At 52.3% G+C, this 16344-nt stretch carries 16 protein-coding genes; 13 read left to right on the forward strand and 3 right to left on the reverse strand.

Annotated elements, in window-relative coordinates; translation table 11 throughout:
- The first annotated feature begins 24 nt into the window (after positions 1-24).
- From ccmA to P0Y67_RS08755, 11 genes are all read left to right on the forward strand, one after another.
- Positions 25-681 carry a cytochrome c biogenesis heme-transporting ATPase CcmA gene (gene ccmA, locus P0Y67_RS08705; RefSeq protein ID WP_342391565.1) on the forward strand — a complete coding sequence of 219 codons (657 nt, stop codon included), beginning with the start codon at positions 25-27 and terminating at the stop codon, positions 679-681.
- Positions 681-1349, forward strand: a complete 669-nt coding sequence (ccmB, locus tag P0Y67_RS08710; protein ID WP_342391566.1) for a heme exporter protein CcmB — start codon at positions 681-683, stop codon at positions 1347-1349. The genes ccmA and ccmB overlap by 1 nt, the downstream gene beginning before the upstream one ends.
- Before the next feature lie 46 nt (positions 1350-1395).
- A complete protein-coding gene (locus P0Y67_RS08715; protein WP_337113095.1) occupies positions 1396-2127 on the forward strand; it encodes a heme ABC transporter permease in 732 nt (243 codons plus the stop codon).
- Positions 2128-2134: 7 nt separating this feature from the next.
- The gene (gene ccmD, locus P0Y67_RS08720; RefSeq protein ID WP_342391567.1) at positions 2135-2341 is read left to right on the forward strand and encodes a heme exporter protein CcmD; all 207 of its coding nucleotides are present in this window, start codon (positions 2135-2137) and stop codon (positions 2339-2341) included.
- Positions 2338-2823, forward strand: coding sequence for a cytochrome c maturation protein CcmE (gene ccmE / locus P0Y67_RS08725; RefSeq protein WP_120510294.1), 486 nt, complete (start codon positions 2338-2340; stop codon positions 2821-2823). Before ccmD ends, ccmE begins: the two co-directional genes overlap by 4 nt.
- Complete coding sequence (locus tag P0Y67_RS08730) at positions 2820-4817, forward strand: heme lyase CcmF/NrfE family subunit (protein WP_342391568.1); 1998 nt, start codon at positions 2820-2822, stop codon at positions 4815-4817. The genes ccmE and P0Y67_RS08730 overlap by 4 nt, the downstream gene beginning before the upstream one ends.
- Positions 4814-5368, forward strand: coding sequence for a DsbE family thiol:disulfide interchange protein (locus P0Y67_RS08735; protein ID WP_027253968.1), 555 nt, complete (start codon positions 4814-4816; stop codon positions 5366-5368). The genes P0Y67_RS08730 and P0Y67_RS08735 overlap by 4 nt, the downstream gene beginning before the upstream one ends.
- 41 nt (positions 5369-5409) lie before the next feature.
- Complete coding sequence (locus P0Y67_RS08740; RefSeq protein WP_446728822.1) at positions 5410-5895, forward strand: cytochrome c-type biogenesis protein; 486 nt, start codon at positions 5410-5412, stop codon at positions 5893-5895.
- Entirely contained in the window at positions 5892-7103 is a 1212-nt protein-coding gene (gene ccmI / locus P0Y67_RS08745; RefSeq protein WP_342391570.1) for a c-type cytochrome biogenesis protein CcmI, read from the forward strand. The genes P0Y67_RS08740 and ccmI overlap by 4 nt, the downstream gene beginning before the upstream one ends.
- Positions 7104-7222: 119 nt before the next feature.
- Positions 7223-8029 carry an MlaA family lipoprotein gene (locus P0Y67_RS08750; RefSeq protein ID WP_342391571.1) on the forward strand — a complete coding sequence of 269 codons (807 nt, stop codon included), beginning with the start codon at positions 7223-7225 and terminating at the stop codon, positions 8027-8029.
- Between the two features lie 411 nt (positions 8030-8440).
- Complete coding sequence (locus P0Y67_RS08755) at positions 8441-10948, forward strand: glycosyl hydrolase family 18 protein (protein ID WP_446728819.1); 2508 nt, start codon at positions 8441-8443, stop codon at positions 10946-10948.
- A gap of 99 nt (positions 10949-11047) precedes the next feature.
- On the opposite strand, the gene P0Y67_RS08760 is transcribed toward P0Y67_RS08755, so the two are convergent.
- From P0Y67_RS08760 to P0Y67_RS08770, 3 genes are all read right to left on the reverse strand, one after another.
- Complete coding sequence (locus P0Y67_RS08760; RefSeq protein ID WP_342391572.1) at positions 11048-12292, reverse strand: outer membrane protein transport protein; 1245 nt, start codon at positions 12290-12292, stop codon at positions 11048-11050.
- 192 nt (positions 12293-12484) lie between these two features.
- Positions 12485-13198 carry a DUF3379 domain-containing protein gene (locus P0Y67_RS08765; RefSeq protein WP_342391573.1) on the reverse strand — a complete coding sequence of 238 codons (714 nt, stop codon included), beginning with the start codon at positions 13196-13198 and terminating at the stop codon, positions 12485-12487.
- Positions 13185-13763, reverse strand: a complete 579-nt coding sequence (locus tag P0Y67_RS08770) for a sigma-70 family RNA polymerase sigma factor (protein WP_342391574.1) — start codon at positions 13761-13763, stop codon at positions 13185-13187. The genes P0Y67_RS08765 and P0Y67_RS08770 overlap by 14 nt, the downstream gene beginning before the upstream one ends.
- A 469-nt stretch (positions 13764-14232) precedes the next feature.
- Between P0Y67_RS08770 and fadI the strand changes: the two genes are divergently transcribed.
- Together fadI and P0Y67_RS08780 are read left to right on the forward strand one after the other, a co-directional pair.
- Positions 14233-15543, forward strand: a complete 1311-nt coding sequence (gene fadI / locus P0Y67_RS08775; protein ID WP_027253975.1) for an acetyl-CoA C-acyltransferase FadI — start codon at positions 14233-14235, stop codon at positions 15541-15543.
- Between the two features lie 14 nt (positions 15544-15557).
- Positions 15558-16344: enoyl-CoA hydratase-related protein (locus P0Y67_RS08780; RefSeq protein WP_342391575.1), on the forward strand; the 787-nt coding region annotated here is incomplete at its 3' end.

Raw genomic sequence — 16344 nt, forward strand, 5'->3', positions numbered from 1 at the left:
TGTCATTCAGGATGTCTCATCCCTATGCTATCAGTCAAAGGATTGAGCTGTACCCGTGATGAGCGCGTATTGTTCGATGACCTCCAATTTCATGTTGCTTCTGGCGAGCTGGTTCAGATTGAAGGCCGCAACGGGGCCGGTAAAACGACCTTATTGCGCATCATCGCAGGGCTCGGCTCTCCTGATACCGGCGATGTCTATTGGCACGATAACAAGATAGGCCATGTGCGTGAAGAGTATCATAGCCAGATGCTGTTTTTGGGACATCAAACTGGGGTCAAGCGCGAATTAACCGCTTCAGAAAACCTGGCTTTTTTCCAGGCCATGCATACGCTGGATAACAGCGAGAGACTCAGTGGTCAGGCTAGAGTGCATGGTGATGATGCTATCTGGCAGGCCCTGGCCCATGTGGGCTTGGCCGGACGCGAAGATGTGCCCGCCGGACAATTGTCCGCCGGCCAGCAGCGCCGGGTGGCTTTGGCCCGTTTATGGCTGAGTAACCATCCGCTGTGGATTTTGGACGAGCCGTTGACAGCCATTGATAAACTGGGAGTAAAAGTCCTTGAGCAGCTTTTTGTCTCCCATGCCGAACGCGGCGGGATTGTGCTGCTGACGACTCACCAGGATATGTTTTCTGCGCAGAACAGACTGCGCAAGGTGACACTGGGGCAGACGCTGTGATGTTGCATTCTATGTATCAGGTTATCCGGCGGGAATTGCTGATTGCGTTTCGTCGTCAGGCCGATGTGTTTAACCCTTTGTGGTTTTTTATTATTGTCATCACCCTGTTTCCGTTGGGGATAGGGCCGGAACCGAATCTGCTGGCGCGTATCGCGCCCGGTATTATTTGGGTGGCCGCCTTGCTTGCGGCTTTGCTGTCACTGGAGCGTCTGTTTCGGGACGATTTTGTTGACGGCTCGCTGGAACAAATGATGCTGATGCCAACCCCGTTATCGGTATTGGCACTGGCAAAAGTGGTGGCTCACTGGTTGCTGACGGGCTTGCCTCTGATAATAATCAGTCCTTTATTGGCAATTTTATTGTCACTCGACTGGTCAACCTGGATTGCGGTGGTATTAACCTTGCTGCTTGGCACGCCCACACTGAGCTTTTTAGGTGCGATTGGGGTTGCACTGACGGTGGGATTGCGTAAAGGTGGGGTATTATTGAGCTTGCTCATCTTACCGCTGTTTATTCCCGTGCTAATCTTTGCTACGTCGGCGATAGAGGCGGCGTCACTGGGGATGAGTTACCAGGGGCAATTAGCTTTGATGGGAGCAATGTTAGCCGGATCAGCCACACTGGCTCCTTTTGCGATATCAGCATCACTGCGTATCAGTGTTAACTGAAGCGTGAATATAACGAATATTATTATTAATCATAGAGTAAAAAACTATGTGGAAGTGGTTACATCCCTACGCTAAAGCAGAAAACTGCTACCGCCTGTGCGGAACCCTGCTGCCCTGGTTTGCAGCACTGTCTGTGATCAGCCTGCTGACAGGCACTGTCTGGGGGCTGGCTTTTGCGCCAACCGATTACCAGCAGGGCGACAGTTTCCGCATTATTTACCTGCATGTACCGGCGGCTATCTGGTCCATGGGGGTTTATCTCTGGATGGCGATAGCCGCCTTTATCGGCTTAGTCTGGCAGGTGCGCTTGTCTGACATGGCAGCCGCAGCCATGGCACCGATTGGCGCCGTGTTCACCTTTATTGCATTACTGACCGGTGCTGTCTGGGGCAAACCTATGTGGGGTGCCTGGTGGGTGTGGGATGCACGTCTGACATCTGAACTGATTCTGCTTTTCCTCTATCTGGGTGTGATTGCGCTGTATAACGCTTTTGACGATCAGAAAACGGCGGCCAAGGCGGCCGGTATTCTGGCGATCGTGGGTGTGATCAATCTTCCTATCATTCATTATTCCGTCGAGTGGTGGAACACCCTGCATCAGGGCGCCACCATTACCAAATTTGCCAAACCGTCGATCGACAGCCGTATGCTGTGGCCATTACTGCTGAATATTTTGGGTTTTGCCTGCTTTTTTGGTGCGCTGACCCTGATTCGGTTGCGCAATGAAATTCTGACCAGGGAAAGCCACCGTCCCTGGGTTCGTCAGTTGATGCAGTGAGGTGAGTATGCATTTCGATTCGTTCAGTGATTTCCTTGCCATGGGCGGCTACGCCGGTTATGTCTGGGCGGCCTATGGGATATCTGCTTTATCTTTGCTGATGCTTTTATGGTCCAGTATCAGTAAGAGTCGTCGTCTGGCAGCTGACATTAAAAATAAAATTGCCCGCGAGCAACGCATTAAAGCTGCCGAGAATTTGGAGAATACCTTATGAACCCAAGACGTAAAAAACGCCTGACCGTGATCATTGCCTTGCTGGCCGGTCTCGGTGTGACGGTTGCCCTGACTTTGTATGCCATGAGCCAGAATATGGACCTCTTCTATACCCCAACAGAGCTGGTAGAGGGCAAACCGGATGGCACCAAACCCGAAGTGGGTCAGCGTTTACGCATTGGCGGCATGGTAGTCAAAGGCTCTGTCAGTCGTGATCCCCACTCTTTGCAGGTCAGTTTCAAAGTGGCTGATGTCGGCCCGGCCGTGACGGTAACTTATGACGGTATTTTGCCCGATCTGTTCCGCGAAGGGCAGGGCATAGTCGCTCAGGGGGTGCTGGTTGATGCCCAAACGGTGGAAGCGCATGAAGTGCTGGCTAAGCATGACGAAGAATATATGCCGCCAGAAGTGGCTGAGGCGATGCAGAAAAATCATAAGCCTCTGAAATATACCGAACAACAAATGCAAGGTAGCGTGCAATGATTGCAGAATTAGGCCAGTTCAGCCTTATCCTGGCACTGGGGTTATCGCTTCTGGTGAGTGTTTATCCACTGTATGGTGCCTATAAAGGTAACCCGGTGCTGATGCGTTTGGCCAGGCCTTTGACCTTTGGTGTCTTTGCGATGCTGCTAGTGTCTTTTGCATTGCTGTCGTGGGCCTTTTACATCAATGATTTTACTGTGACCTATGTCGCCAGTAATTCGAACAGCAACCTGCCCTGGTACTACCGGCTGACGGCGGTCTGGGGCGCACATGAAGGGTCATTGCTGCTTTGGGTCTTGATTCAGGCCACGTGGGCTGCCGCGGTGGCCATGTTCAGCCGGGGTATGCCGCAGGAATCAGTGGCACGGGTGCTGGCCGTAATGGGGATGATCTCAGTCGGTTTCCTGTTATTTATCATCATCACTTCCAACCCGTTTGAACGTACGCTGCCTTATTTTCCGGTTGATGGCCGCGATCTGAACCCCTTGCTGCAGGATCCGGGGTTAATCATCCATCCTCCTATGCTGTATATGGGTTATGTCGGTTTCTCGGTAGCCTTCGCCTTTGCGATTGCCTCCTTGATGACAGGCCGGCTGGATACGGCCTGGGCGCGCTGGTCGCGTCCCTGGACAATTGCTGCCTGGTCATTTCTGACCGTCGGGATTGCACTGGGATCCTGGTGGGCCTATTACGAGCTCGGCTGGGGCGGCTGGTGGTTCTGGGATCCGGTCGAAAATGCCTCTTTCATGCCCTGGCTGGCCGGTACGGCGCTCATGCACTCGCTGGCAGTGACGGAAAAGCGCGGCACCTTTAAAGCCTGGACAGTGCTGCTGGCCATATCGGCCTTCTCACTGAGCTTGCTCGGTACTTTCCTGGTGCGTTCCGGCGTGCTGGTGTCTGTGCATGCCTTTGCCTCCGATCCGGCGCGTGGCATGTTCATTCTGGGCTTCCTGGTGGTGGTGATCGGCGGTTCGCTCTTGCTGTATGCCCTGCGCGGGGCACAGATCCGCTCCCATGGCAGTTTCAGCCTGTTTTCACGGGAGAACTTCCTGCTGGCAAACAACCTGCTGCTGATCACCGCCTTGCTGGTGGTGTTGATTGGTACCTTGTTACCTCTGGTTCATAAGCAGCTTGGTCTGGGCTCGGTCTCCATTGGTGTGCCTTTCTTTAATACCCTGTTTACCTGGCTGATGATCCCGTTTGCTTTCTTCCTGGGCATTGGTCCTCTGGTGCGCTGGAAGCGTGAGAATTTCTCGACTATCCGCCGGCCGCTGCTGATTACCGCCTTGATCACCCTGCCATTAGCCGTGCTTGTGCTCTGGCTGCGTCCCGATCCGATCCAGCCGTTAGCTGTACTGGGTATGGTGATGGCCTTCTGGATCATTATCCTGCAGGGGTATGAGGTTTATGAGCGCGCCACGCATCGCCATAGCCTGGTGGTCGGTCTTGGTAAGCTTGGCCGCAGTCACTGGGCCATGGTGCTGGGCCATATTGGTCTGGCCGTGACCTTAATCGGTATTACGCTGGTTTCCAATTATGACCTGGAGCGTGACGTTCGCCTGGCGCCAGGCCAGACAGTGACAGTCGAAGGCTTTGATTTCAAATTATCCGGGCTGCGTAATGTCGAAGGGCCGAACTATGACGGCTTTATTGGCGACTTTGTGGTGTCTCGTAACGGAAAACACATCGCTGAACTGCATGCCGAGAAGCGCTTTTATACGGTATCCGGCTCAATGATGACCGAAGCGGCGATCGACAGCGGCGTCACCCGTGATCTTTATGTGGCGCTTGGCGAGCAGCTGGATGACAGCGCCTGGGCAGTCCGTATTTACTATAAGCCGTTTGTGAACTGGTTATGGCTGGGCGCGCTTCTGATGGCACTGGGTGGCGCAATGGCCATCAGTGACAAGCGTTACCGTTTTCGTCGTCGCTTTAAAAAAGAAGTGAAAGATGAAGCGGTTGTCAGTACCCCGCACGCAGAGGTGAATGGATGAACAAGAAACTGCTTTTTATTCCTTTAGTCCTGTTTCTGGGCCTGGTGGCTGTCTTTATGGTGCAGCTGACCCGCAATGCTGACGGCGACGATCCGACCAAACTGGAGTCCGTCCTGGTCGGTAAGCCCGTCCCGGCCTTTCGCCTTGAAGATTTGGAAGATGCGAGCAAATTGTATCAGCAGGATATTTTCCTTGGTGAGCCTCTGCTGCTGAATGTCTGGGCAACCTGGTGCCCGACCTGTTACGCAGAGCACCGCTACCTCAATGAGCTGGCCAGCCAGGGGGTCAAAATTATTGGCCTGAATTACAAAGACGAGCGCGATAAAGCCAACCGCTGGCTGAAAGATCTCGGCAATCCTTATATGCACAGTCTGTTTGACGGTAATGGCATGCTGGGTATGGATTTAGGCGTGTACGGCGCCCCAGAAACCTTTCTGATCGATGCCAGTGGCGTGATCCGTTATCGCCATGTCGGCGATGTGAATCCGCAAAACTGGCAAGACACCCTCAAGCCGATTTATGAGCGTCTGCAAGAGGAAGCGAAAGGATGAAATACGCGATAGCGGTATGTACGCTGCTGATCGGCAGCTGGTTGGCCGCCAGTGTGCCGGTTCAGGCCGCGATTGATGTCTACGAATTTGCAACACCAGAGCAGGAAGCCTCGTTTCAGGAGCTGACAGCCACACTGCGTTGCCCGAAATGTCAGAATAACAATATTGCTGACTCCAATGCGGAACTGGCCAAAGACATGCGCCAGAAGGCGTATGAGATGCTGAGAGAAGGAAAATCCAAGCAGGAAGTCATAGATTATATGATTGCCCGTTACGGAAACTTCGTGACTTATGATCCGCCGCTTATGCCATCTACCCTGATTTTGTGGCTGGGCCCTTTGTGTTTCCTGCTTATTGGCGCCAGTGTGCTGGTCTATCGTTCCCGGAAGGGAGTGGTGGCTTCGTCTCAGCCAATGGATGAAAAAGAATCCGCCCGTCTTCATGCATTGCTAAATGATATTGAAAAAGAGGCAGAAAACCCGCACGCCGCCAGTGGTTCGGCAGGTGAAAGCAAGGTGAAAAAATGACGTTATTTTGGATTTCCACCCTGATACTGGTGTTGATTGCGCTGGCTTTTTTCATTGTCCCGGCCTTTGTGGGGAGCAATCAGGATCGGGTTGCCAGCCGGGACGAACTGAACAAAGCTTTCTTTCGTGACCGCTTGGGTGAACTGAAAGAAGAGAGCAGTGAAGGACTGGTATCGAACCCGGATGAATTGGAAGTTGAGCTGCAGCAGTCGTTACTGGATGACGTACTGGAGACACAGGCACAGCAGAACAGCCAGTTTAAACCCTGGTTATTAATTCCCGGCATCCTGGTGATTGTCGGGGTGGCGTATGGTCTTTACGGCGTTGTTGGCAATCAGCAAAAAGTGGCTGACTGGCAGCAGACGGTGTCAAAATTGCCTCAGCTGACTCAGCGTCTGATGGGAGATAATGCTGCGCCGCTGACAGATCAGGAAATGGAAGAGCTGACCTTAGGACTGCGGACCCGGCTGCATGAGCGCCCGGATGATGCCACCGGCTGGCTGTTGCTGGGACGAATCGGCATGGCAAACCGCGATGTTGAAACGGCCCAGGGAGCAATGAAGCGCGCCCTGGATCTGGAACCGAATGATCCCAGCCTGCAACTGAGTTATGCCCAGACCCTGATGATGGGGGGACAGCCAGGTCAGATTCAGCTTGCCCGTAATATGCTGACGCACTTGCTGGAACGCGATCCTGATAATCTGCAGGCATTATCCCTGATGGCATTCGATGCGTTTGAACAGGCTGATTACCAGACTGCCATCAAATACTGGGAGCAGATGAAATCGCAGCTCAGCGCAGGTGATAACCGCACCAATATGCTTGAGCGCAGTATTGCCCAGGCAAAGGTGGAGATGTCGCAGGCTGTCAATCCCAGCCCGGGTGTCAGGGTGACGGTTGAGCTCGGCGCCTCAGTGACCTTGCCGGCGCAAGGCATGGTGGTGGTGTCTGTTCATACCGCAGATGGTGCGCCCATGCCGCTGGCAGCCAGGCGTCTTCCCTTGTCACGCTTCCCGCTGACGCTCACTTTAACCGACAAAGACAGCATGATCCCTGATCGACTGATGTCAAAACAGTCTGAGCTGATAGTCAGGGCCCGAATCGACAGCGACGGCAACGTGGCGACAAAAGAAGGTGACTGGTTTGGCGAAAGTGACATTGTGCCGTTAGGCGGAGAGACGACAATCACCATTAATACTCAGTATTAAAACATACTGGCAGTTAAGAAACAGACTGGATATCATTATCCAGTCTGTTTGCATTTAATTAAGTGGCTAACACATTGAAACCAAATCTGTTCGTACCTCTATTTCTTACATTCATCCTTATGGGATGTGCCAGCTCGCCGCCAGATCCGTCACCGGATAAACTGGCAGGAAACGAATACGGTCTGGATGATGAGGAGCTTGAAGCTGCTGGTCTGGATGCCGAAGAGCTGGAAGCCCTGAGTGAGCCGGAAAACGCGGTTTATGACCCTTTTGAAGGGTTTAACCGTGCCATGTGGACAGTAAACTACGATTATCTTGACCCCTATTTTGTCCGTCCTGTGTCACTGGCTTATGTCGATTATGTGCCGTCACCGGTGCGTACCGGTTTAAGAAACTTCCTGTCTAACCTGGAAGAGCCGGCTAACATGCTGAACAGCTTTCTGATGCAGAACCCGGAAAAGGCGGTGGATCATTTTACCCGTTTCTGGATTAACAGTATTTTTGGTCTGGGCGGATTGATTGACATAGCGGCCGCTGCAGATATTCCGCCACCGGGAGAGCAGGCATTTCCTGATACGCTGGGTTATTACGGTGTCGGTAACGGCCCGTATTTCATGATACCTGCATACGGCCCTTTGACCTTGCGTGAAGGTGTCGGGGATCGCGTGGATGCGCTGTATTTTCCGCTCAATCTGCTGACCTTTTGGCAAAGTGTCGGCAAGTGGGCACTGGAAGGCATGGAAGACAGGGCTAAACTGGTGGCACAGGAACCTATGCTGAACAATTCACCGGATCCCTATGCTTTCACGCGCGATGCTTATATTCAGTATAAGAACTTCAGAGCAGCCGGCGGGGAATCCGAACCTGCACAGCCACAAAACGAAGAATATCTTGATGATTTTCTTGATGAAATAGACAGCGAATAGCCATCAAGGCTGTGCGAAAGAAAAACCAGAGCTCAAATGCTCTGGTTTTTTTATGGCTCTAACATGGCTTGGTTTTGTTAATTTTTTGTAAATAAAAACATTTCTGACAAAGTTAACACTTTGGATAATTTTCTGTTTGATGAGTCGCAATGATGCCGCCACTGCGTGACTCTTATTTGTCGTATTGAACTAATACCGCTCAAGCAAGTGGAATGCTTGCAGTAATTATCATTTCACTCCGTCTCATTGCCATGAATTTCATTTCGGTTGGCATAAGATCACAAAGCGTAATACCAAAAATAAAAATCCCACTTTCTTTCTTTGCGACAAAAAGAAACTGAACTATTGATTATCAGGCATGGTTTCATATCCGTGCGTTATTACTTACTTTTTAACTCAAGGAACGAAGTAATGTTTTTCAATAAGTTGAATCCTGTGGCGGCCGGTATAGCCGTGATGACTATGTCGTGGGGAGCGATGGCAGCACCAGGCACTCCGCAAATTGCCTGGATGGAAACGGATTACGCTATCGTTGAGGTTGATCAGGCAGCCTCTGCCTACAAAAGCCTGATTACGGTTAAGCCGGCAGCCGAAGTCCCTGTGGCCTGGCAGCGTTATTCTGGTGAAACCGCTGATCTGTGGCGAGTGAAGCTGAACGGGGATGTGGTGTTTGAGCAAAGCATTGCTCCGGCATCCAGCGGAGCCGGTTCAACCACTTTGTCTGTGGCGCAGGGTGGTCAGTATGCCATGACAGTCGAGCTGTGTAGCGGCACGGGTGCGGCGCAAGCCTGTACCAGCAGTGCGGCAACCAATATTGTTGTTGCCGATACCGATGGCAGCCATTTAGATCCACTCCCTATGAACGTGGATGGCAATAATGGCAATTACACAACGCCTGCGAACACGGTAGTTGGTGCTTACTTTGTCGAGTGGGGCGTGTATGGCCGTAAATTCTCGGTGGATAATATTCCGGCGCAAAACCTGACCCACATTTTGTACGGCTTCATTCCTATTTGCGGACCCAATGAATCTCTGGGTGAGATTGAAAATGGCAACAGCCTGGCCGCACTGAATCGTGCCTGCCAGGGAACGCCGGATTATGAAGTGGTGATCCATGACCCTTGGGCGGCGGTTCAGATGCCTCAGCCGCAATCAGGCCATACCCACAGCACTCCCTATAAAGGTACCTATGGTCAGATGATGGCGTTGAAACAACGTTACCCTGATCTGAAGATTGTGCCTTCAATCGGCGGCTGGACATTGTCTGACCCCTTCTATTCTTTCACTGACAAAGCCAAGCGTGACATTTTCGTCGCCAGTGTGAAGAAATTCCTCAAAACATGGAAATTCTTCGACGGTGTTGATATTGACTGGGAATTCCCGGGCGGAAAAGGCGCGAACGCGAATCTGGGCGATCCGGTCAACGATGGCCCGGCGTATGTGGCTCTGATGCGCGAACTGCGTGCCATGCTGGATGAGCTGGAAGCCGAAACTGGCCGCCAGTATGAGCTGACATCTGCAATCGGTGCGGGTTATGACAAGATTGATGTCGTGAACTATGCCGATGCGGTTCAGTATATGGACTACATCTTCGCCATGACCTATGACTTCTTCGGCGGCTGGAATAACGAGCCTGGCCACCAGACAGCACTGTTCTGCGGCAGCCACATGTCTGCTGATGTCTGTAACGGCACAGGTGTTGATGAAAACGGCGAGCCTCGTCAAGGTCCGGCTTACACAGCCGCACACGGTATTGACCGTCTTCTGGCGCAGGGTGTACCTGCAAACAAACTGGTACTGGGTACAGCCATGTACGCGCGTGGCTGGACGGGTGTTACCGAAGCCAGCATGACAGATCCGACGAACCCAATGACAGGCACAGGCAACGGCATGGTGCCTGGTTCATGGGAACCTGGGGTCATTGACTACAAAGACGTGGTGACTGACTACATCAATAACGCTGCAGTGACTAAGGGTTACGATGCGCAGGCAGAAGCACCCTGGGCGTACAATCCAAGCAACGGCAACCTGATCACCTATGACGACCGTCGTTCAGTGCTGGCTAAAGGTCAGTATGTCCGCAATCTGGGTCTGGCTGGTTTGTTTGCATGGGAAATTGATGCCGATAACGGCGATATCCTCAATGCGATGCAGGATTCACTGGCGGGTGGTGGTGGCAACTACGCCCCGGTCGCGAAAGCGGGTGCTGATCAAGTGGTCACTGGCGCGACGTCTGTGACGCTGGACGGCTCTGCATCCAGCGATCGTGATGGTCAGATCGTCAGCTATCAGTGGACGCAAACCAGTGGTCCGGCACTGACTCTGACCGGATCAGATACCGCGACGGCAACAGTAGCGGTTCCTGAAGTAACGGCAGATACCCAGTATGTGTTCACGCTGACAGTGACCGACAATGCCGGTGATAACGCCACTGACAGTGTCACAGTCACGGCCAAAGCACCAGGTTCAAACACAGCACCTGTGGTGGCTGTGTCTGGTCCGGCGACGGCCAGTGCCGGTGATACTGTGGTGCTGGATGCATCGCAATCCACCGATGCCGACGGCGATACCCTGACCTTTACCTGGACAGTGCCTGCCGGTGTGAACGCGACAGTGAATGGCGCAACGGTGAGTTTTGTTGCCGACAGCTACACAGTCGATACGCCGCTGAACTTTACGGTTGCAGTCTCTGATGGTACGGATTCAGCGACAGATTCAGTGACAGTGACTGTGCTCAAAGACGGTGGTTCCACAGGCTGTACCAATGCCTGGGCAGGCAGCAGTGTGTATAACGCCGGTGATATCGTGACACATACAGGCAAATCCTGGAAAGCGAAATGGTGGACGACCGGTGAAGAGCCAGGAACTACAGGCGAGTGGGGCGTTTGGGAAGATTTAGGCGCAGCCAACTGCCAGTAAATTCTGACACCCACCTAAAGGCTGGGAATTCAGAAAACCCATAAAGAAAAGCCGCTCTGACGAGCGGCTTAGTTTTTTCTGGCAATATCCCGCTCTTAGTTAGAAAGAACGGCTGTACTGCACACCGTACAGCAGCGCATCAGCACGGGTTGTCGCACTGATTGAGGTCGCTGCGGTTTGTTCGGTTGCGGCGATATCTTTACCCATCAGGTAGGTCAGGCCGAAATCAATCGTTGATTTAGTATCAAGATTATAGGTAAAGCCGCCAGAGAACCATTGGCGATCTGAATCAGGGACAGAAATGGAGGTTTTCTGGTCCTGAGCACTGGTGTCATACATGTAGCCAGTACGCAGGGTCCAGTCTGAATTCAGTGTGTAGGTACCACCAATCGCATAGTGCCAGCCATCCTGCCACTGGTAATCATTCAGTGTCACGCCTTTGTTGGTTTTCAGCGTGTCAAAGCTGCTCCACTCGATCCATTGAACGCTATAGTGAACGGCGAACTGGCTGTTTAACTGATGGAAACCGGAAAACTCAACCATGTCTGGCAGCGGCATCAGCAGCTTCTGACCTTGAAGGTTGCCGCCGGCTGTCTGCGCATACATATCACCTTCGGCTTTCAGCTCCGGGCTGTAATGATAAGCCAGACCAAAGCGGTTAAGATCGTCCAGCTCATAGACTGTACCCAGGTTGAAGCCAACAGCGGTGCCGTCAACATCCACATCCAGCAGTGGGCCGGTGACACCGGTTTGTTGCTGAACCAGTCCTTCTAATGTCTGATTTGAACGCTGCAGTTTGCCCTGGCCGTAAATGATGTCTAATCCGCCGCCTACGCTCCACTGATTATTCAGTCGATAAGCCGCATTCAGGGTCAGGTTCAGGCTTTTCACATCCGTCAGGCCGCCAAACTCGTTGGCAGCATAGCTGCTGCTGAATTCGGTCTTGGTGCCGAAGTTAGAATAAATCCCGGCACCCAGAGCCAGTTTGTCGTTGACCGGGTGAACATAATAGAGGTTGGGAACGTATGACGTACCACCGATTTGTGCATCATCAAGAGATGATTGTCCAAAGGGGGTGGAATACTGGGCATTTTTCACTTTAATGTCTGTATCAATAACATTCAGGCCCAGTGAGATCGCAGGGGCATTAAACAGGGTCATAGCCGCGGCGTTACGTGACATCACTGAAGCATTGTCAGCAATGACGGCATCACCGGCAAAAGCACGGCCCAGGCCGGTGGCAGATTGTGAATTAAGCTGGAATCCGGCAGCCAGTGCTTGCTGCGAAGCCAGCATGACGGCGGTTGCCATCAGAGTTTTTGTAAACAGACGCTTCTTGTACATAGTTATTTTTATCCTGATCGTTCTTTGCTGGCACGTTAACTGTGCCAGAGAGGCAGCGATTGTAGGAGCAGGCAAAAAAACAACAAATCAGACCAGTATCTAAATCATTGTTTTATTGGAGCGGGCGGGCGCTGGTTGATGGAAAGATCGGCATTTTTTGCGGTGGTCACTGGTCGTGATACCACCGCAAGGTTAAATACTGGTCCAACGCATGGCGTCTTTCAGTTGTTCAGCGACAGGCATGACATCTTCGCCTTTGTTCCCCACCACGATCAGGCTGGCGTTCTGAGAAGGCATGACAACGCCGCGCATTTTGCCGTCTTCGAAGCTTTTCATGGCGTTTGAGGATTGAGGTACGACAAAGACAGTGATCTTACCGTGCTTCCCGCCGATGACCATGTGTAAGGCTCCACTGCCATTAAAACCACAATGATTGAGATAGTAAACATGAGAAGGCAGGCCGCTGAGCTCTGGCCCGAAAGGCTTGAGTTTGGCGTTAACCTGAGTCAGAGACACACCTTCATCAACCTGATCGACAAATGGGGCTTCGTTATAAATATGCGCCAGCGCAATCTGACCCATGTCTTCGGCAGGGCTCAGCGAAAATCCGGGCTGAAACTGACCGATTAGCAAGCCGCACAGGAAAGCCACCGAGGCCGCAATCGCTAAATGACGACGGACTTTTTTCTCGGCCTGATAGCCTTGCCCGGACTGGCGGAACAAGATTTTATCGGCCAGATCTTCCGGAACATCCACTTTCATCGCTGCAGACAGTTTGCTGTCTAATTGCTGTAACTCATCGTGAAGTTTACGATTAGCGATTGACGCATTTTTCGTAGCGACCATTTCTGGACTCTGATCATTAGGATCTGCCAAAATTCGGCGACGAAATTCAAGATCGTCCATTCTGGTGGCCCCTCCGCTCGGTTTGCTTTTCTAAAGCATCTTTTAACTGGTTACGCGCTCTGAACAATCGGGTCATCACTGTGTTTCTGTTCAGTCCAAGAATATTAGCAATTTCATCACCGTTGAATCCAGCCATGACCTGTAAAACCAAAGGTTCACGGTATTCGGACGGCAGCTGTTTGATCATCTGTTGTAACTGGCCCAGTTCAGACTCATTTAAACCACCTGCGTCTGTGTCATGATCATCAGCAACGGGGTGATCGTCAATGTCGACCAAATCGAGCTGCTTGCGCTCAAAACGCCGGGCATTTTCGCGACGCAGAATAGTGATCAACCAGGCTTTGGCTGCACTGTCATCGTTGAGGCTGTCTAGCGATCGCCATGCGCGCAGGCAGGTTTCCTGCACCAAATCTTCGGCAATATGCTGATCATGGCACAGCCAGTAGGCGTACCTGTAAAGGTCTTTGTGCCAGGCCCTGACCAGGGCTTCATAGCGTGTCTGTTTATTCATATCCACAGAGACCGAGGTACCTGTGTTTTTCTTGCGAAAAAAATGCTTAATCATGATGTAGCCCGTCCGTATCCATTGAGCTGTAGTCAATAATACGGGAGATAACAGGAATTGGATTCATAAAAATAGACTGTTGTGTTATTGATTTCCCTCAATATCTGTCAACCCGCTTTCGTTATAGTAGCTGTGTTATCGGGTTTGACCCCCTGATAACGTCCTTTACGGACTGAGTATACCCTTCAACTACTTGCGCGCGGAAAGTGTCAGTATTTCAATTGATAACTCAATAAGGAATGCTGAACGTTATTGTTCGCTCTTTTTATCAAACTTGCACAAACGACTGACACGTTGAGTTTGTTAACCATACCATAGCGGTGTGGTTTTTTTTTTGCGCTATGTTTTAACTCCTTACACTTTTCATTGTTTTTGGTTGCTCCAACTTCTTAAACATTAATTTGAATTAAATAACAATGCCGTTACAATCGGTGTGGTCTGACCTCTACCATAATGATAAGGAGCCGCGATGACACGTCGCCAGAATCTCACGACCCAACAGGGTGAACGCATCGCTGTTGTAACCGGATTACGTACCCCTTTTGCCCGCCAGGCTACAGCCTTTAACGGTGTGCCTGCACTGGATCTGGGCAAGATGGTGGTCAATGAAATGCTGCAAAAGATTGATTTTGATCCCGCTTTGATTGAGCAGGTCGTGTTCGGTCAGGTCGTGCAGATGCCTGAAGCACCGAATATTGCCCGTGAAATTGTGCTGGGAACCGGGATGAATATTCACACCGATGCGTACAGTGTGACCCGAGCGTGTGCAACGAGTTTCCAGGCTGCGGCGAATGTGGCTGAGAGTATTATCTCGGGCACCATTGATATCGGGATCGCAGGCGGTGCGGATTCCTCATCGGTCTTACCTATTGGTGTGTCTAAAAAACTGGCTGCCACGCTACTGGCGCTCAGTAAAGCGAAAACCATGAGCAAAAAAATGGGCCTGCTCAGTAAGCTCAGCCTGAAAGATTTAATGCCTGTTCCGCCTGCTGTTGCCGAATACTCAACCGGTTTAAGTATGGGCCAGACAGCGGAGCAAATGGCAAAAACGCACGGAATCAGCCGTGAAGAGCAGGATGCACTGGCCCACCGTTCTCACAGCCTGGCAGCTCAGGCGTGGCGGGATGGGTTGATTCAGGGGGAGGTGATCACCGCTTTCCCGGAACCGTATCGTCAGTGGATCGATAAAGACAACAATATTCGCGAAGATTCCTCGGTAGAAGGCTACGCGAAACTGCGTCCGGCTTTTGACCGTAAATTTGGCACAGTGACGGCCGCCAACAGTACGCCGCTGACCGACGGTGGTGCGGCGGTACTGCTGATGCGAGAAGGCCGGGCCAAAGAGCTGGGCCTGAAACCGCTGGGCTATATTCGTTCTTATGCCTTTTCTGCGATAGGCGTAGAGCAGGATATGCTGATGGGGCCATCCTATGCGACCCCGCTGGCATTGGACCGTGCCGGTCTGACACTCTCAGATCTGACCCTGATTGAGATGCACGAGGCATTCGCCGCGCAAACTCTGGCGAATGTGAAAATGTTTGCTTCGAAGAAGTTTGCCCAGGAAAAACTCGGTCGCAGCGACGCAATTGGTGAGATAGACATGGATAAATTCAATGTCCTGGGTGGTTCGCTGGCTTATGGTCACCCCTTTGCCGCCACCGGCGCGCGAATGATTACACAAACGCTGCGCGAGCTGCAGCGTCGCGGTGGCGGTCTGGCGCTGAATACAGCCTGTGCCGCCGGTGGTTTGGGTGCTGCCATGATCCTGGAGACTGAATAATGACGGATGTAACCATGACTGAACAGACGAATACAGAACATACGGTTGAGCCGCAATCAGCTTTCAGCCTGAGCTACGGCGAGAATGGCCTTGCCTGGCTGAAAATTGATGTCCCCGGGGAAAAAATGAATACCCTCCAGGCCGCCTTTGCCACTCAGGTCGGCAGCGTGCTGGATGAGCTGGAAGCGAAAAAAGCAGAGATCAAAGGCTTGGTGGTGTATTCCGGCAAGCCGGATAACTTTGTCGCCGGGGCGGATATCCGCATGCTGGCGGCATGCACCACGGCCAAAGAAGCCGAGCAGCTGGCGACGCAGGGGCAGCAGATGTTCCAGCGTCTTGAAGCGCTGCCGTTTCATGTGGTCGCTGCCATTCATGGCCCGTGCCTGGGCGGCGGTCTTGAACTGGCGCTGGCGTGCCACAGCCGGGTATGTACCGACTCCGACGCCACCAAACTGGGTCTGCCGGAAGTCCAGCTTGGCCTGCTGCCGGGCTCAGGCGGCACACAGCGTCTGCCTCGCCTGATTGGCGTGGCCAATTCGCTCGATATGATCCTGACCGGTAAACAGCTGCGCGCCAAAAAAGCCAAGAAATTGGGCGTGGTCGATGAATGCGTGCCGGACAGTATTTTGCTCAAGGTGGCAGAAACACTGGCGCTGAAAGGCAAGCCGGTACGCAAGCACAGTTTCCAGGACTGGGCGATGGGCGGCAACCCTGTGGGCCGTGGTCTGGTGTTTGATCAGGCCCGTAAGAAGACACGCGAAAAAACCCGTGGCAATTACCCGGCAGCGGAAGCCATTTTAG

The sequence above is a fragment of the Photobacterium sp. SP02 genome, from assembly GCF_038519165.1.
GTDB lineage: Bacteria > Pseudomonadota > Gammaproteobacteria > Enterobacterales > Vibrionaceae > Photobacterium > Photobacterium halotolerans.